The sequence below is a fragment of the Serratia proteamaculans genome, assembly GCF_946227095.1.
Lineage (GTDB): Bacteria > Pseudomonadota > Gammaproteobacteria > Enterobacterales > Enterobacteriaceae > Serratia > Serratia proteamaculans_E.
Map to the genome: position 1 here is coordinate 350479 of NZ_CAMISV010000002.1, position 16677 is coordinate 367155.

15 protein-coding genes and 1 pseudogene are annotated in these 16677 nt (G+C 53.3%); 11 read left to right on the forward strand and 5 right to left on the reverse strand.

Going from position 1 to position 16677, the window contains the following annotated elements:
- Positions 1-220 precede the first annotated feature (220 nt).
- The 3 genes from OC597_RS05260 to OC597_RS05270 all read left to right on the forward strand — a co-directional run bounded on the left by OC597_RS05260 (position 221) and on the right by OC597_RS05270 (position 3579).
- Positions 221-1051, forward strand: coding sequence for a mannosyl-3-phosphoglycerate phosphatase-related protein (locus tag OC597_RS05260; protein ID WP_262207890.1), 831 nt, complete (start codon positions 221-223; stop codon positions 1049-1051).
- A complete protein-coding gene (locus tag OC597_RS05265; RefSeq protein WP_012145068.1) occupies positions 1044-2258 on the forward strand; it encodes a glycosyltransferase family protein in 1215 nt (404 codons plus the stop codon). The genes OC597_RS05260 and OC597_RS05265 overlap by 8 nt, the downstream gene beginning before the upstream one ends.
- A gap of 124 nt (positions 2259-2382) precedes the next feature.
- The gene (locus OC597_RS05270) at positions 2383-3579 is read left to right on the forward strand and encodes a multidrug efflux MFS transporter (RefSeq protein ID WP_261284533.1); all 1197 of its coding nucleotides are present in this window, start codon (positions 2383-2385) and stop codon (positions 3577-3579) included.
- A 179-nt stretch (positions 3580-3758) separates the two neighbouring features.
- Here the strand turns inward: OC597_RS05270 and OC597_RS05275 are convergent, their stop codons facing one another.
- From OC597_RS05275 to OC597_RS05285, 3 genes and pseudogenes are all read right to left on the reverse strand, one after another.
- Positions 3759-4097, reverse strand: a complete 339-nt coding sequence (locus OC597_RS05275) for a MoaF-related domain-containing protein (protein ID WP_261254866.1) — start codon at positions 4095-4097, stop codon at positions 3759-3761.
- Positions 4098-4489: 392 nt separating this feature from the next.
- A pseudogene (locus OC597_RS05280) lies at positions 4490-4657 on the reverse strand (glyoxalase); the annotation flags it as partial.
- A gap of 15 nt (positions 4658-4672) precedes the next feature.
- Positions 4673-5545 (reverse strand): helix-turn-helix domain-containing protein, encoded by an 873-nt coding sequence (locus OC597_RS05285; protein WP_261423822.1) that lies wholly within the window; start codon positions 5543-5545, stop codon positions 4673-4675.
- Between the two features lie 174 nt (positions 5546-5719).
- Here OC597_RS05285 and OC597_RS05290 point away from each other — a divergent pair, with 174 nt between their 5' ends.
- From OC597_RS05290 to OC597_RS05325, 8 genes are all read left to right on the forward strand, one after another.
- Positions 5720-6625, forward strand: coding sequence for a DMT family transporter (locus OC597_RS05290; protein ID WP_261254872.1), 906 nt, complete (start codon positions 5720-5722; stop codon positions 6623-6625).
- 222 nt (positions 6626-6847) lie between these two features.
- Entirely contained in the window at positions 6848-8128 is a 1281-nt protein-coding gene (locus OC597_RS05295) for a c-type cytochrome (protein ID WP_262207895.1), read from the forward strand.
- A 10-nt stretch (positions 8129-8138) separates the two neighbouring features.
- On the forward strand, positions 8139-8657 hold the full coding sequence (locus OC597_RS05300) for a sugar dehydrogenase complex small subunit (protein WP_261254876.1): 519 nt from the start codon (positions 8139-8141) through the stop codon (positions 8655-8657).
- Positions 8658-8677: 20 nt separating this feature from the next.
- Positions 8678-10282 carry a GMC family oxidoreductase gene (locus OC597_RS05305; protein WP_262207897.1) on the forward strand — a complete coding sequence of 535 codons (1605 nt, stop codon included), beginning with the start codon at positions 8678-8680 and terminating at the stop codon, positions 10280-10282.
- Positions 10283-10495: 213 nt separating this feature from the next.
- Complete coding sequence (locus OC597_RS05310; RefSeq protein ID WP_261254879.1) at positions 10496-11665, forward strand: pyridoxal phosphate-dependent aminotransferase; 1170 nt, start codon at positions 10496-10498, stop codon at positions 11663-11665.
- Positions 11666-11797: 132 nt separating this feature from the next.
- Complete coding sequence (locus tag OC597_RS05315) at positions 11798-12805, forward strand: alpha/beta fold hydrolase (RefSeq protein ID WP_261254881.1); 1008 nt, start codon at positions 11798-11800, stop codon at positions 12803-12805.
- 29 nt (positions 12806-12834) lie between these two features.
- Positions 12835-13332 carry a GNAT family N-acetyltransferase gene (locus tag OC597_RS05320; RefSeq protein ID WP_262207900.1) on the forward strand — a complete coding sequence of 166 codons (498 nt, stop codon included), beginning with the start codon at positions 12835-12837 and terminating at the stop codon, positions 13330-13332.
- A 153-nt stretch (positions 13333-13485) separates the two neighbouring features.
- On the forward strand, positions 13486-14145 hold the full coding sequence (locus OC597_RS05325) for a dihydrofolate reductase family protein (RefSeq protein ID WP_261254885.1): 660 nt from the start codon (positions 13486-13488) through the stop codon (positions 14143-14145).
- Positions 14146-14148: 3 nt separating this feature from the next.
- On the opposite strand, the gene OC597_RS05330 is transcribed toward OC597_RS05325, so the two are convergent.
- Entirely contained in the window at positions 14149-14868 is a 720-nt protein-coding gene (locus OC597_RS05330) for a 2-phosphosulfolactate phosphatase (RefSeq protein ID WP_262207902.1), read from the reverse strand.
- Positions 14869-14937: 69 nt separating this feature from the next.
- On the reverse strand, positions 14938-16536 hold the full coding sequence (locus tag OC597_RS05335) for a serralysin family metalloprotease (protein WP_262207904.1): 1599 nt from the start codon (positions 16534-16536) through the stop codon (positions 14938-14940).
- Positions 16537-16677 lie beyond the last annotated feature (141 nt).

The following is a 16677-nucleotide window of genomic DNA, read 5'->3' on the forward strand; positions in this document are numbered from 1 at the left end:
TCTCCTGATCAGCATTGATTTCTGGCTATAGCACCATGATGAGATAGTCGGTTGCAACCGGCAAACTTGCGCCCTCGCCGATAACCCGTTAGGGTTAATTGTGATTTTCATCACAGTTTTAAGGTGCGTGCGGCGATAAATCCCCCTCTTGGTCTCCCGCGTTAAAACAAAGTAATCCGCCTATTTATCAGCGAATTGTGCACGATAGAATGGAGATGAAATGCTGAAACTGAGTCCCGACCTGTTAATTTTTACCGATCTGGACGGTTCACTGCTGGATCACCACAGCTACCGCTGGCAAGCGGCGCAGCCCTGGCTGGATCGTCTGGCACAGGCCCAGACGCCGCTGATCATCACCACCAGTAAAACCGCCGCCGAGGTCTGCACGTTGCAACAGCAACTGGGGCTGAGCCACTGGCCCTTTATTGCCGAAAACGGCGCGCAGATTGTTTTTCCCGAGGGATGGCACGACCAACCCGACTACCCGGCGAAAACCCTGGGGGCCGATTACCACAGCCTGACGGCAACCTTGCGGGCATTGCGCCACCAGACCGGTTTCGCCTTCCAGGGATTTGCCGATGTGGATGCCGCGACGGTGGCAGACTGGACCGGCTTAACCCTGCCCCAAGCCCGCCAGGCACGGCAACGCGCCGGCTCAGAACCGCTACGTTGGGCAGGCACCGATCGCCAACTTGAACACTTTCGCACCCTGCTGGCGCAACACGACCTGCATCTGACTCAGGGGGGACGCTTTTATCACCTGATGAGCCGAGAGGTCAGCAAGGGCAATGCCGCCCGCTGGCTGGCCGCGCGTTATCAATTAACCCGGCGTCAGCCTTTAACCACCCTCAGTCTGGGCGATGGCCCCAATGACCTCTCCCTGCTGCACGCCAGCGATCTGGCGGTATTGATCCGTGGCCAGCAGGCCCAGCCGCTTACTTTACCGAACGATTTCTCCGGCCGGCTGTACCGCACGCAACAGCAAGGCCCACAGGGCTGGTGCGAAGGATTGGATCATTTTCTGCTTAACGGGAGATCTCAACATGAGTGAATTTTACCAGGACGGCATCATCACCAACTTCCACAATCTGGCCCAACGTGACTTGGCCGAGCTGGAATATGAGCTGCAGGTGTTCTCCGGCCGCAACACCATGGGGTTGATTTTGCCTTCACTCTATTCCGAGCTGGAAGGCCCGGCGCTGGACAAGATCGTCGATACGCTGGCACAGGTGCCCTATCTGGAGGAAATCGTGATTGGCCTGGATCGCGCCAACCATCAGCAATTTCTGCACGCCAAAGCCTTCTTCTCGCGCCTGCCACAGCGCCACCGGATTTTGTGGAATGATGGGCCGCGCCTGACGGCGATTGCCGAACAGCTCAGCGCCGAAGGACTGGCACCCAACGAGCCGGGCAAAGGCCGCAACGTATGGTTCTGCGTCGGTTACACCCTGGCATCGCGCCGCAGCAGCTGTGTAGCGCTGCATGACTGTGACATTGTCACCTATGACCGTCGCATGCTGGCGCGCCTGTTGTACCCGGTGGCCAACCCGCAGTTTCATTACGACTTCTGCAAGGGCTATTACGCACGAGTGGCCGGCGGCAAGCTGAATGGCCGCGTGGGTCGGTTGCTGGTGTTTCCGCTATTGAAATCACTGCAAAAGGTCTATGGCAACTCGGATTTTCTCGACTATCTGCGCAGCTACCGCTACCCGCTCTCCGGCGAGTTCGCCATGCGTACCCATATTCTCAATGACCTGCGGATTCCCAGCGATTGGGGACTTGAGATTGGCGTGCTGTCGGAAATCCACCGGAACACCGCCACCAACCGCATTTGTCAGGTCGATATCGCCGACCATTACGACCACAAGCATCAGCCAATGTCGGAGGATGATCCGAACACCGGCCTGCAACGTATGGCGAGCGACATTACCAAGGCGTTGTATCGCAAGCTGGCGATCCAGGGGGTGCCGATCACCAGTGATTCTTTCCGTGTGCTGCGCGCCACTTATTACCGCACCGCATTGGATATGATCGACGCCTTCGAGCACGACGCTAAAATGAACGGCCTGGGCTTCGATCGTCACAGCGAAGAATCGGCGGTTGAGCTGTTCTCCCGTGTCATTTCTCAGGCGGGTCACGCCTTTAGCGAAAACCCCGGTGACAAACCCTTTGTGCCGAGCTGGAACCGTGTACAGTCCGCCTTCCCGGACATTCTGCAACGGCTGTATGACGCCGTGGAGCAAGATAATCAGCAGTAAACACCCCCGCCGTTTGGCGGGTTTTACTTTTGTTCACCGATTTCGCCCAGCAGCACCTGATAACTGGTGTTATTATTACTCTGCTCAATAAACCCCTCCAAATTCAAAGTGGTACGACAAGCTGATGGAAGCGTGGAAACTCAATCTGATCTCGGTCTGGCTCGGCTGTTTCTTCACCGGGCTGGCAATGAGCCAAATCCTCCCTTTTCTGCCGCTGTATATCGAACAGCTCGGCGTCAGCGGCCACCAGTCGCTGAGCATCTGGTCCGGTCTGGTGTTCAGCGGCACTTTTTTAGTCTCGGCGCTGGTATCACCGCTGTGGGGCAGCCTGGCAGATCGCAAAGGGCGTAAATTGATGCTGTTGCGTGCTTCGCTGGGGATGGCGGTCGTGATTGCGCTGCAAGGCATGGTGACCAACGTTTACCAGCTGTTTGCGCTGCGTGCCTTGATGGGCCTGACCTCCGGCTATATCCCCAATGCCATGGCGCTGGTTGCGTCGCAGGTACCGCGTGATAAAAGCGGCTGGGCTTTGGGCACCTTGTCTACCGGCCCGGTGACCGGAGTGATCGTTGGTCCACTGTTAGGGGGCCTGATGGCCGACCATCTGGGGCTGCGTGTGGTGTTCTTCGTCACTGCCGTGCTGATGTTTGTCAGTTTCCTGATCACCCTGTTTCTGATAAAAGAACGTCATATCGAGGTAAAAAAAGCCGATCGGTTAAGCGGCAAAGCGGTATTCCAGTCGCTGCCCTATCCGACGCTGATTGTGACGCTGTTTATCAGCACTCTGATGATCCAGCTGGCCAACTCATCGATCAGTCCGATACTGACGCTGTTTATCAAAGATTTGTCCGGTGATAGTGGCAACCTTGCCTTTATTAGCGGCATGATCGCCGCCGTTCCCGGCATAGCTGCCCTGATTTCTGCACCTCGCCTCGGCAAGCTTGGTGACCGTATCGGTACCGCACGCATTCTGTTGGCGGCGTTGGTATTAACCACGGTGCTGTTCGCCATCATGGCGTGGGTGGAAACACCGCTACAGCTGGGGATCCTGCGTTTTCTGCTGGGTTTTGCCGATGGTGCCTTGATGCCTGCCGTGCAGACGCTGCTGCTGAAGTACTCTTCCGATCAGGTCACTGGCCGTATCTTCGGTTATAACCAGTCGTTTATGTATCTAGGTAATGTGGTAGGTCCGCTAATTGGCTCTGGCGTTTCGGCACTGATGGGCTTCCGCTGGGTGTTTGCGGTAACGGCGGTGCTGGTGCTGATTAACTGCCTGCAGGTGCGTAGCCAGTTTAACAAGGTCAAGGGCGTGCGGAAATGATCGACAGATCATCGCCGACATACAGATCTTCAACTACCTTGAGTTTATTCTCACTGGGCATCTGTTTTTTTCCAACAAGTTATTGTGGCGTGCCGTTTTCAACCACCAGCACGGAGTAACTGGCCAACATGCTGCTGGCAATAAGCAATGGAATAAATAGCTTTTTCATCACTGTCCCTTTATTTCCCTGAAGGACCCACGATTTTCAACTGCCCTTTCAGGTGGGTAAAACTGCCATCCTTACTGGCGATATTGGTATACACCTCACCACGCTGGAAATCCTCAACATGAGTGACATTATCGCCAGACTTTGGCTCGCTCCAGTACACCATGTAGACCTCTGGGCGTATCTCAACCGCCGTATACTGCACGGTATCGGTCACCCCCTGAGTGCTCGCGCCTATGCCGGTAAAGGTCATGGTTTTGTCATCGGTAAAATCCAGCTTGAAAGCGAACTCACCAAAGGTGACCTGCACGATTTTCCCAGCAGCAATAAACTGTGAATTATTTCTTTGCACTGTAGCCTCCTGATTTGTCGCATTGTTATTGCCCGCCATTGCCGATGGTAATACCAGGGTCATCCCCCAGGATATTACTATTGCGATCCCTGCCTGCCGTAATTGACTCATGGTTCCCTTTTCCTTTCTGACGTCGATAACGAGTTTTTCTATCTTAGTATAGGAAACGCAATATAAGAAACATCACTATTTAACTTGCTGAGTTAAATAGCTCTGAAACCACCCTTTAAATTAAGACAAGTCTCAAATAATAACGAATTACAGACATTGGTCTTATCTTGACGAAAGGAATTAGAGCGATTAACGCAGGTGTTATTCAAAAATTTCGAAGTCATTATGGCGATTTATTATAAGTTAATAATAAAGCAGTCTTAAAAAAGAAGATTTTCCCTCTCCAGCGCGCCATGCTCGGTCAGCAAATAATCGGCATTGCCGTCCATCGGCTTAAGCGGTAACCCCAGCGCGTCAGCATAAAACGCCTTGCTGTGCTCAGTTTGTTGGGTAATTGGCCCAAATCCGGCGACAAACAACACGCCTAGTCCTGCGAACTGTTGTTCCATGTTCTCTCCTGTTGACTAGCAACGCCCCAGACGCATTTGCATCGGGGCAATTCCGTAGGCCGCTTTGAAACGGTTGCTGAAATGGCTGGAGGAACTGAAACCGCACTCCAGCGCTATCTGCGTCAGCGGCAGCTGACTGTGGCACAAAAGTTTTTCTGCCTGCTGCAACCGCGCACGCATAACAAACTGGTGTGGTGCCAGACCGGTGTCATGTTTGAACATGCGAGCAAAATGGAACTCACTCAGTCCGGCCTGCGCAGCCAAGTCTGCCAGCAATAACGGCTGGTCGAGATGCTGCTCAATATACTCTTTCACCCGTCTGGCGACCGTCGGAGCCAGACCGCCGCGCACCTGCGGCAACGCCCAGTGCAGTTGGCTGTAGCGCTGAATCAGGTGTGACATCAGCAAGGTGGTGGCGCTGCTGAGCGCCAGCTGGTTGGCACGTTCTTGCCAATTGCAGTTAAGTAAAAACTGGCGATACAGCAGCGTGATTTGGGGATCTTCGCCAAAGGCGCATTGTTCGAGGTTAATTGACGCCGGGCTGCGATCCCAGGTTTGCTCCACCACCTGGCGCAGGTGGTGGTCGGTGCAGTAAAGATGCACAAAAGATAAATCGCTGCGCACATCCCAGGTGGATTCATATTGACGCGGCATAATACAAAAACGGTCCGGTCCGCCGCCGTTCTTCCAGCCACCAGGGACTTTTTGATAGCACTCATAGCCGTCGGCGACATACAGGCTCAGGGTATGGTGATCGGCGCTTTCCTGAGTAATGCGATCGTTGCAGTTTGACCAGGCGGCCAATTCCACGCCAGAACCCAGTTGCACACTGTTATGCAACCGCGCGTTATGCTCCCGCAGTGTTTCGAACGCCTTGTAGCTGGACATCGCGCCTCCGTTTCTCAATCCCTCCAGTGTAGAGAGAGGCACTGCACCACACCAGCCGTCAGCCCACGCTTTTGCCAAAAAAAGCGCAAGAATATGCAATTGTACGCAAAGCGCTGAAAGCACCGCGGCCTGCAACAACGGATACTGAGCCGGTCTATTTTGCTGGAGTCTATGATGAATACGCTGTTGTACCTTGCCGTGGTGCTGATTTGGGGCACGACCTGGATTGCGATTACCCTGCAGCAGGAAGGGCCCGTAGCTATTCCTGTCTCCATCAGTTACCGCTTTGTGGTTGCCGCGGGAGTGATGTTGGTCATTTTGCTACTGGCGCGCCGTCTGCGCCGTATTGCTGCGCGCGATCATTTGTTTTGCATCCTGCAAGGCTGCTGCGTGTTCGGCTTTAACTTTTACTGTTTCTACCATGCCGCTGCCTATATTAGCAGCGGACTGGAGTCGGTGATTTTCTCAATGGCGGTGCTGTTCAACGCCGTTAACGGCATGCTGTTCTTCCGCCAACGACCCAGCCCAAACCTGCTTCCGGCGGCGGTGCTGGGCCTGACCGGGATCGTCGCCCTGTTCTGGCAGGATCTGGTCGCCACACAACTGGCACCGGAGCTGTTGAAAGGCATCGGGCTGAGCGCTCTGGGCACCTACGGATTCTCTTTGGGCAATATGATCAGTGCCCGTCACCAGCGGCGCGGTCTGGATATTCTGTCCACCAATACCTATGCCATGAGCTACGGCGCGATCCTGATGGCGCTGATTGCCCTGGCTCAGGGCGCGTCGTTCCAGATTGAGTTCAGCAGCCGCTATATCGGCTCACTGCTGTATCTGGCGATATTCGGCTCAGTGATTGCCTTCGCCGCCTATTTCAGCCTGCTGGGTCGTATCGGTGCCGGTGCAGCGGCGTACAGCACCCTGCTGTTCCCTCTGGTGGCGCTGAGTATTTCGACAATTTATGAAGGCTACCAGTGGCACATCAATGCGGTGATTGGCCTGTGCCTGATCCTGCTGGGCAATCTGGTGATGTTCGCCAAACCGGGCAGCCTCACGGCTTTGTGGCGTCGCCGGGCGGTATAAAATGAGTAAATAACGCCTTCTGGAAGGCGTTTTATCCTGTTCTAAACGATCACAAGTGAATCTCCCCCTTTGTTATAACCAATAAAAATTAACAATTAATGCTGAAAGCCTGAGATCAGCATTGACATTCATGCCATCAAATAAATACATTTAATACTAAATCGTTACAGTATTCTGGTAATTTTTTTGTATTTTATTAACCAATTGGTTTGGAAAATAAATATGAGCAATAAGATTCCTCATTTAATGATAAAGACCATCGCCGGTTTTATCGTCACGGCAATCTCTTTATCTACTTCTCTGAGTTACGCTGAAGTTGTCGATGCAGGTAAGGATCTCAGTCTGATAAAAGGCCGCTATTTAGCTATCGCCTCTGACTGTGTAGCCTGTCACACGGCATCCGGAGGCAAACCTTTCAGTGGCGGCTTAGCCATGCCTCTTCCGATGGGAAATATCTACTCTACCAACATCACGCCAGATAAAACCTACGGCATTGGCGAATATTCACTGGACGACTTCAAGAAAGTGTTGCGTGAAGGTATCAGGCGCGACGGCTCGAATCTTTATCCGGCAATGCCATTCCCGTCTTATACCAAGCTGACTGATGATGATATTGCCAGCCTGTATGCCTATTTTATGCATGGCGTTGAACCTGTTAATCAAGAAAATAAGGAGCCCGACTTCCCGTGGCCACTCACTATGCGCTGGCCGCTGATCGCATGGAATACCCTGTTCCTGGAAAAAGGCGCTTATCAATACAAATCTGACCGGAGCCCAGAGTGGAACCGTGGCGCTTATTTGGTACAGGGCGCGGCGCACTGCGGCTCCTGTCATACCCCCCGCGGGCTAGGCATGCAGGAAAAAGCCTATGACGAAAGCCAGAAAGGTTTCCTGGCCGGGGCGAAGATTGGCGGCTGGGAAGCTTTTAACATCACCAGCAACACGGCCTCGGGAATCGGTAGCTGGTCACAGCCGGAGATCGTGCAATATCTGAAAACCGGCAATGTGCCGTTTAAGGCTCAGGCTGCCGGTTCAATGGCTGAAGCGGTCACCCATAGTTTTAGCAAAATGGACGATGCGGACCTACAGGCTATCGCTTTGTATTTGAGAGATATACCCGCGGCAGGTGATAACCAAACCCGGTCACGCTCGTCAAAGGTCGAGCCGTCACCAAATAACGAACTCACCGGCGCCAGAGTTTACCTAAACAACTGTGCCAGTTGCCATGGCAAAACAGGCAGCGGAACAACGGACGGCTATTACCCTTCAATGGTTGGCAACAGCGTTATCGGTGCCATGGACACCAACAATCTGATCAAAGTCATCTTACAAGGTGCCGAGGTGAACAATGGCAAGGAACACTACTTCATGCCGGCGTTTGCGGACCAATTAAGCAATGAGCAAGTGGCACAGCTGGCTGAATACCTGGTGGAAAGTTTTGCGGGGCACAAGCTCACAGTGGACGCCGATCAGGTTAAAAAGCTCCGTGATTCCAGCAATTAGGACGTCGTATATGAAAAATAAATCGAGCTATGGCTTATCCCGACGTCGCCTGCTGAAAAGCAGCGCTATCGTGGGCGCCACCTTGCTGTCTATCAATGTCGTTTCAGCCCCGCTCAAGTTGGTTGATGAGAGACCTGGTGTGGATGCCTTTTTGAAACTGGCCCGGTTGCTGACCAACAGGCCGACACTCGAACCCGCATTTTCCGCCGCTATGTATTCAGCCCTGGTCTCCCATACGGAGCAGTTTAATCACCGCCTCAACACCCTGGAAAAAGCGCTGTCTATCAGCGGCGCGCAAGACGTTCAATCCTTCATTTCTGCCCTTCCCTCCGAGGATGAAAACCGAAAACTGGCGTTGCTTATTATAGAAAGTTTTTATACCGGCAATGTTGGGCGCGGTCGCCAGGCGGTAGTGGTGAGTTATGAAAAGGCATTGATGTTCCAAAAGACCATTGATGTCACCGTGATCCCTACTTATATCCGCGCCCAGCCTAATTACTGGGTGGCTACGCCAAATCCAGACAACTAAAAATTAATAGTGAGCAAACTATGGCCATTGAATATGATTGCGACATTCTCGTCGTGGGTGCCGGTATTCTGGGCGGAGCCGTCGCCAACAGCCTTGCCAAACAGGGACGATCAGTCACCATTTTAGAGGCTGGCCCTCGCGTTAAGCGTTCGGAAATCCTTGAAGCATTTCGCCAATATGGCAATAAATCGGACTATAACGGTCCTTACCCTGACGTACCCTGGGCGCCCAAATCCGCTTCGGGTAAATATTCTGACGACTATATCGAGAGCGTCGGCAATATCACACAGAAGCCTGCTTTCTTGCGTTTGGTCGGTGGAACCACCTGGCACTGGGGCGGCGCAACCTGGCGGAATCTGCCCAGCGACTTCAAATTAAAGACGCTGTACGGCCATGGCCGTGACTGGCCGATTGACTACGACATGTTAGAAACCTGGTACCAACAGGCCGAAGAAGAGATTGGCGTGAGTGGTTCAAACACCGACGATCAGCGAGGTCTGGGGCAACAACCTTATCCCCCGCGCTCTAAACCTTATCCCATGGCAATGCAGCCCTGGAGCTATTTGACTCAGCAAGTGGCCGAAAAGGTATCAACCGTCAATCACCACTTTGTTGACGAACCTAATGCACGCGCGACGCGCCCCTATCAAGGGCGACCGATCTGCGCGGGCAATAATAACTGTGCGCCTATCTGCCCAATTGGTGCACAGTTCTCTGGCGATAAACCTGTTGTATGGGCCGAACAGAATGGCGCCAAACTGTTAGTCAATGCAGTGGCTTACCGCATTGAAAAAGGTCCGGATAACAAGATTGTCGCTATCCACTATAAAAATCCGCAGGGTGAAAGCACACGCCTTACTGCACGTTACTTCGTATTGGCAGCACATGGGGTAGAAACCCCGAAACTGATGCTGATGTCGGGCATCGGCAATTCGTCCGATCAGGTCGGTCGCAACATGATGGGCCACACCGGTCGATCAATCTCTATGCTGGTGCAAGATCCCGTTTGGGCTGGACGTGGTCCCACGCAACAAGGAAGCATCAACACATGGCGAGACACGCCGCTACGGCACCAACATGCAGCTATTCGTCACTTCCTGGATAATACCGTTCCTAACGAACTGATTACCCGCCGGTTGCTGAGTCAAGGTATTGTAGGCCCGGAGCTTGATCGTTTGATCCGCCACAATTCCGCGCGCTACCTGAAGATTGCATCTTACGTCGAGGTATTGCCCGATCCGACCAACAGAGTCACCCTGAGCAATAAGCGCGATGCACTGGGTCTTCCTACGCCACGCATCGACTATGACATTGCCCATGAATACACCATGAACACCATGGCTTTGCTCTATAAAGACTATGACCAATTCAGGAGTCTGTTCGGTGCGACTGAGGTACTGAATGATATTCAGGCTTGGGTACCAAGTTCCCATATCATGGGCACCACCATTATGGGGAGTGACCCACGAGACTCCGTGGTCAACCACGAGTGTCGCTCTTTTGATCATGCCAACCTCTTTATCACCAGTACCAGCGTACACCCCAGTTCTACCGTGGTGAATCCCACCCTGACCGGTTATGCGATCGCTCTACGCGTCGCTGAAATTATTAATAAAGAGATTTAGTCACGCTTTCCCCCTGTATTAAATGCCGCTTAATGTTGGAACAGCGCCCGACATTTGGTGGCAAGATTTACAACCAGTCATGGTGCACCTGTTGATGCAAGGTGGTGCACTATAGTGCACCAGATAATTTTAACCGATTAAAATCAACATATTAAAAGTTGGCATGTTTTCTGCCTGTTCTCCCTGCAACTTTATAAAAAGGAGAAAGGACACATGCAAGAAAGCAACACCTTAAACGTTAAGCGTAGGCAGTTATTAAAACTCTCTGGGGCCCTGGCCGGCGGTATCGCACTGGCAGGGTTGAATCGCAGCGCACTGGCGAACGTCGCATCAGGTAACGCACCGTTCACCGCGCCCACCGCAGATAATCCGATCCGTATCAACTTCAACGAAAATCCACTCGGCATGTCACCCAAGGCACAAGCCGCCGCGCGCGATGCGGTGGTAAAAGCCAATCGCTATGCCAAGGACGAGATTATCGCCCTGCGCAGTAAGCTGGCCAGCCTGCATCAGGTGCCGGAAAGCGCAATCTTGCTCACTGCTGGGTCGTCTGAAGGGATACGCGCAGCCGTAGAGGCTTACGCCACGCTGGATACTCAGTTGGTGATCCCGCAGTTGACCTACGGCGACGGCGAGCATTTTGCCAAAATTGCCGGCATGAAAATCACCAAAGTGCCGATGCTCGCAGGCTGGCAGTTTGACATCGACGGTCTGAAACAGGCGGTGGCAAGCTACAGCGGCCCTTCACTGGTCTATCTGGTCAACCCCAATAATCCCACTGCGACCATCACACCGGCCGATTTGATCGAACCCTGGATCGCCGCCAAACCGGCCAATACCATGTTCATTGTCGACGAAGCTTACGCCGAGTTTGTTAACGACCCGCGTTTTCGTTCGGTCAATCCGTTAGTCAGCCAAGGGGCAGATAACGTTATCCTGCTGAAAACATTTTCAAAAATCTTTGCCATGGCCGGTATGCGCGTAGGTTATGCCGTTGCTCAGCCAGCGGTCGTCGCCCGTCTGAACAACCACGTTGCCGGTGAAAAAGTCAACTTTTGTGGCGTCGATGCCGCACTGGCCTCACTGGATGACCAGGCCTTCATTACTTACAGCAAAAAAAGCAACGATACTTCACGCCAGATCCTGCTGGATGCATTAATAGCATTGAAAATTCCCTATCTGCCGTCCGAAGGCAATTTTGTCTTTCTTCAGCTCAGCGTGCCGCTGAAAGAGTTCCAGCAGCACATGAAGCAAGCCGGTGTATTGATTGGCCGCGCCTTCCCACCGGCGGATGCCTGGTGTCGCATCTCGCTCGGCACGCCGCAGGAAATGACCTTTGTCGCCAAGACCCTGCACGAGTTCCGTGCCAAGGGCTGGGTATAGTGGCCCTGATACGCTAAACCACCGCCGCCAGTTCGCTGGCGGTTATAATCGACAACCCCCGTTTATCATCCTGAAAACCAAACCATTACGGCTATACTCAGACTCTTGCCGATTTTTCATAAGGACATCAGGATGCTGAGATTTCCCCGCCTCTGGCTGCTATCCGCCGCCCTCACCGCCTTTACGGCTGGCGCAGCAACCGAAACGCCGAAGTACGGCCAGGAACTGCAGGGCTTTCACTACCCTTATCCCCTGGAGCAGTACAGCTTTAGCTCTCAGGGGCAGTCGTTAAGCATGGGTTATATGGACGTGCCACCAGAAGGTGAAGCCAATGGTCACACTGCGGTGCTGATGCACGGCAAAAACTTCTGCGCCGCCACCTGGCAAGAGACTATCAAAGCGCTGAGCAAAGCCGGCTTCCGGGTGATCGCACCTGACCAAATCGGTTTTTGCAGTTCGACCAAACCACAGCATTACCAATACAGCTTCCAGCAGTTGGCACAGAACACTCACGCGTTGCTCAATAACCTGAAAATCAGTAAAGCGGTGATCGTCGGCCACTCCACCGGTGGCATGCTGGCAACGCGCTACAGCCTGATGTATCCGCAGGCGGTTGAGCGGCTGGTGATGGTGAACCCGATTGGGTTGGAAGACTGGAAGGCCAAGGGCGTGCCATGGCGCAGCGTTGATCAATGGTTCGAGCGCGAGCTGAAAACTTCCGCTGCCGGTATCCGGCAATATGAGTTGAATACCTACTATGTCGGCCGCTGGAAACCAGAATATGACCGCTGGGTCGATATGCTGGCCGGGCTGAACAACGGGCCGGGGCATCGCCTGGTGGCCTGGAACTCGGCGCTGATTTACGACATGATTTTTACCCAGCCGGTGTACTACGAATTTAAGGATCTGCAAACGCCGACCACGCTGATGATTGGTACTGCCGACACTACCGCCATCGGCAGCGACATCGCCCCGCCGGCGGTCAAAGCCAAACTGGGGCATTACAATCTGCTGGGTAAAGAAGTGACGAAACTGATCCCGCACGCCAACCTGATCGAGTTCCCGGGGCTGGGGCATGCACCACAGATGGAACAACCTGCGCAGTTTAATCAGGCGCTGATCAAGGCATTGCAGCCATAACCCTCTCAATACAGGACAGGAAACTCTCCATGCTTGATATTAAAACTCGCCGCCTGCAAGCAGAAGACGCCGAGGATTTTCGGACTATCCGGCTTTCGGCCTTAAAAAAGTCCCCCGAGATGTTCGGCTCGCTTTATTCGGTTGAGGCCATGAAACCGCTACCGTTTTTTGCCGACAGACTCGCCAATTGCGCCGTATTCGGCGCCTATTCAAACGACAAGATCGTTGGGGTTATGGTATTCAGGCAAGCCGATGGCATCAAAGATGCCCATAAGGCTTCCCTGACGGGGGTATTTGTTGAACCCGAATTCAGAGGCCAGGGGATCGCCAATGCACTGCTAAACGCGGTCATTGACTATGGTTCCAGCCAGGTCGAGCAGATACTGCTGACGGTTGTAGCGGACAACGATGCCGCAATCAGCCTCTACAAAAAATACGGTTTCGAGCCCTATGGCATGGAACCTCGAGCTTTAAAAACCGAACAGGGTTATCTCGACGAAGTGCTGATGGTGCTCATTTTTCACTAAAGCTACGAGTCATATCGAGCGCTATTTAACAACCGGTGAGCGAGAATCATTAGCCATTATCGGCAACAAGAGTTTGCGCCAATGCTAACTGGAACTGTCGCCCACAGCCGCCTAAACTTTGCGCTACAGACGGCAACAATAGCGGAGATAATTATGCGGCAGATTATTGTCGGCGCGTTTATCAGCCTTGACGGTGTGATGCAGGCCCCTGGTGGACCAGAAGAAGACACCTCGGGCGGTTTTCAGTTTGGCGGCTGGACCGTGCCCTATTGGGACGACAGCATTGCCGCGGCAATGGGGGATAGTTTCTCCCAGCCATTTGACCTGCTGCTGGGCCGCAAGACTTACGACATTTTCGCCGCACATTGGCCGCGTATCGAGACCGACCCAGATGCAGAGGGCTATGAGGTGCTCAATGCAGAAATTGCCAACACCTTCAATCGTGCCACCAAATATGTCGCCACCCACCACGGTGAAACCCTGACATGGGAAAACAGCCAGTGGCTGAGCCAGGATGTCGCGGCTCGCCTGCGGGAAATAAAGGCTGGTCAGGGACCTGATCTGGTAGTTCAGGGCAGCAGCGAACTAATCCAGCTATTGCTGGCCGAGGATCTGGTGGACGAACTGCGCCTGTTAACCTATCCACTGGTGCTCGGTAGTGGCAAGCACCTGTTTGGCAACGGTGTTTCACCGGCGGCGTTTAAACTGATTAAGTCAGTTATCTCACCCAGCGGAGTGATCGTCGCCCGCTATCAGCGTACCGGCAGCATCGCCACCGGCTCATTTGCGCTGGCGGCCAGCGAGGCTAAGTAACGATTAACAGCAAATGAAGTGATCGTTCTGCAACCAACATGCCCTGCCGTCTGCATCGGTTGCCAGGCAGAGATCAACATCGGCGGTAAACCCGCGTTCAATCAACTCAAGGGCTGAGCCGCACTGACGCAATACATCCGTAGATAATGTCCTAAAGGTCGCTGCCGCCGCTTGCGCCTCCGGGGATAAATTTCTCTCTGAGAGACGAGAAATAATCCCTCCCGCCACTAACCAATCCTCAAGTGCCGGCCGCAGGCTGGCATCCGGCCATTTTTCCCCACAAGGCACCACTAAAATACGTTGATATGCCGCACAGGCGATCGCCGTTGCCTCCAGGTTTCGCAAACAGCCGCAGAACACGGCGCAGCCGAAATCCCTGGCTTTAAAAGCCAATGCCGAGCCATTGGGGGATGGGAGTACCAGTTTGGTTCTCGGCGGGATCCCGACCAGCGAGGCCGGTGAAAGTGAATATCCTTCGCCCTCAAAACGGCGGGTGGTGCTGGCTGTGGCAGCCCCTAAGCTATTGCCGTACTCCGTCGCGGTATCATCTCTCCATGGGTAAGGGTAAACCCGGGCCCCTCTTCCGACAGCAAGGCTAACGCAGGTTGAAAACGACATCACATCAACGATGATCACACAGTCAACATCGCCAGCCATGTGTGCTATGGCGTTCTCCCCCCATTCAAGTCGGATATCGAACTGAGATTGCGAGAAATAACCCATCTAGCGCTCCATTGAAAAGAAAGGGCCAAATGGCCCTTTCTTTTGGTGGCAATAAGGTTGTCCAACTTATCAGGCAAACAAAATATCGCTTTGCTCCACCTGGCCGACCACCTGAATTTTAAAGTCGGCCGCAGTGCTGTTGTTATGCGTATTCAGCAGCAAGTCGGTGGTACCGTTGAAGGTATCAAAGTTTAGTTTGAATTCACCCTGCTGGCCGCTGAAGTTACTGGCACTGTCGATCAACCGCAGTTCGTTCAGACTGTTATTGAAGCGCAGCCCGGAGAGATCAATCTTGTCGATGCCGTGTTCAAAATCTTCAATCACATCGAAAACCGCCGTGGTTGACTCATTCGCATTAAGATAAACGAAATAATCGGTGAAGTTGTTGGCGTCTTTACCGCCCCACAGGTGGTCAGCGCCCAAGCCGCCATACAACATGTCTGAACCGGCATTGCCAGCCAACCAGTTCGCCTGTTCGTTGCCAATGATCACATCGCGCCCGCTACCGCCAATGGCGTTCTCAATCACCGCATCACGGGCGATCGCCACGTTCTGGGTCCCACCGCCGACGCTGGAAAAGGCGCCGTCATTCAGGTTGATCAGTTGCTGCTGGCTGTAGCCAGAGAAATCCAGCGTGTCGTTACCACCCGCATCCCACACCGCAAAGTTAACCGGTTTACCGTTATCCGCCGTCGCGGTGAGAAAATCGCGACCCGTGTTGGAATTAAAGCCGTATACCGAATCTCCGGTGCGGGTCTCCATATTGGCGCCGTACAGTTTTTGCATCGCGGCAATGTCATCAATCATCGGGCCGTAGCCGCTAATGCCTTTGGTATCGGAACCGGTGTAGTTACCGTCGAAGTAACTCATTATCGAGTATTGCACGGAGTCCTGATAATACCTGGCGTCGTCACCGTAGGTGGGGTTACCCTGCGAAGCGTCGTAATCACCTGGGTGTGCCAGTCCCAAAGCGTGACCTATTTCATGGGTGAACGACTGACTGCTGAAATCCCCCGGCACCGGGGCCTGATGGGTCAGGAAGCTTTTGTTAAACCACACCGTCCCCGCATAGCTGTTATCAGCCTGCGGATTGGAGCTGGCGGGATAATAGGCGTAGGCATTTGAATCGGGTACGCTACCGTCAGCCGTCTGGGTAAAGTACGCAAAGGTGATATCTGCCCGATGGTTAAGATCGGTGGAGCTGGCCTCAGTAAAGGTGATATTCGCCACGTCGGCCCAGGCCTGCATCGACTTCAGCGCCTGAGTCTGTGCCGCCAGAGTTAATGGCTGTAACCCCTTGTCACCATCCCCCGTCTGGCCAATGCGGTTGAGCGCGCTCTGTGTCAGGAAGGAAAAAGTCAGCTCCGCCGGCTGATGAAACAGGTTATCGCCGTTGTGCGTCAAACCGTTTCGGGTCAGTTGATCGGCAGCGCGATCAAAGGTGTAGTTATCCCGGGTCTTGCCCCAGGTGGTGATCGGGCCTGTGCCACGTTGATTGCTATACAAATTGGCATTATCCAACGTCAGATAGGCACCATAGCCCAACCCGTTATAAATACTGCCGGTTTGGTGGTAATAGAATTGATCGTTTGGGTCATTCGGGGATGTGGCTGCCAGGCTGGTAAACGCTTCATCATCTTGCAAAATTTCATTGTAATTACGGCTCATTGTATTCTCCTTTACACAATAGGAACTCACTCAATTTATAAGGTTTTTCATCAAAATAACTTATGAAAGCTTTCCTCTTCCGGTTACCCAGTATAGGGATCCCGCTCGATGATGCGACCCCGCAAACTGCAATAATGAGCC

What these genes read in the sequence shown, in the direction of transcription:
- OC597_RS05305 (WP_262207897.1), top strand. Translation starts at nt 8,678, where the DNA reads ATGGCCATTGAATATGATTGCGACATTCTCGTCGTGGGTGCCGGTATT.
- OC597_RS05270 (WP_261284533.1), top strand. Translation starts at nt 2,383, where the DNA reads ATGGAAGCGTGGAAACTCAATCTGATCTCGGTCTGGCTCGGCTGTTTC.
- OC597_RS05260 (WP_262207890.1), top strand. Translation starts at nt 221, where the DNA reads ATGCTGAAACTGAGTCCCGACCTGTTAATTTTTACCGATCTGGACGGT.
- OC597_RS05335 (WP_262207904.1), bottom strand. Translation starts at nt 16,536, where the DNA reads ATGAGCCGTAATTACAATGAAATTTTGCAAGATGATGAAGCGTTTACC.
- OC597_RS05295 (WP_262207895.1), top strand. Translation starts at nt 6,848, where the DNA reads ATGAGCAATAAGATTCCTCATTTAATGATAAAGACCATCGCCGGTTTT.
- OC597_RS05315 (WP_261254881.1), top strand. Translation starts at nt 11,798, where the DNA reads ATGCTGAGATTTCCCCGCCTCTGGCTGCTATCCGCCGCCCTCACCGCC.
- OC597_RS05310 (WP_261254879.1), top strand. Translation starts at nt 10,496, where the DNA reads ATGCAAGAAAGCAACACCTTAAACGTTAAGCGTAGGCAGTTATTAAAA.
- OC597_RS05320 (WP_262207900.1), top strand. Translation starts at nt 12,835, where the DNA reads ATGCTTGATATTAAAACTCGCCGCCTGCAAGCAGAAGACGCCGAGGAT.
- OC597_RS05265 (WP_012145068.1), top strand. Translation starts at nt 1,044, where the DNA reads ATGAGTGAATTTTACCAGGACGGCATCATCACCAACTTCCACAATCTG.
- OC597_RS05325 (WP_261254885.1), top strand. Translation starts at nt 13,486, where the DNA reads ATGCGGCAGATTATTGTCGGCGCGTTTATCAGCCTTGACGGTGTGATG.
- OC597_RS05285 (WP_261423822.1), bottom strand. Translation starts at nt 5,545, where the DNA reads ATGTCCAGCTACAAGGCGTTCGAAACACTGCGGGAGCATAACGCGCGG.
- OC597_RS05300 (WP_261254876.1), top strand. Translation starts at nt 8,139, where the DNA reads ATGAAAAATAAATCGAGCTATGGCTTATCCCGACGTCGCCTGCTGAAA.
- OC597_RS05330 (WP_262207902.1), bottom strand. Translation starts at nt 14,868, where the DNA reads ATGGGTTATTTCTCGCAATCTCAGTTCGATATCCGACTTGAATGGGGG.
- OC597_RS05290 (WP_261254872.1), top strand. Translation starts at nt 5,720, where the DNA reads ATGAATACGCTGTTGTACCTTGCCGTGGTGCTGATTTGGGGCACGACC.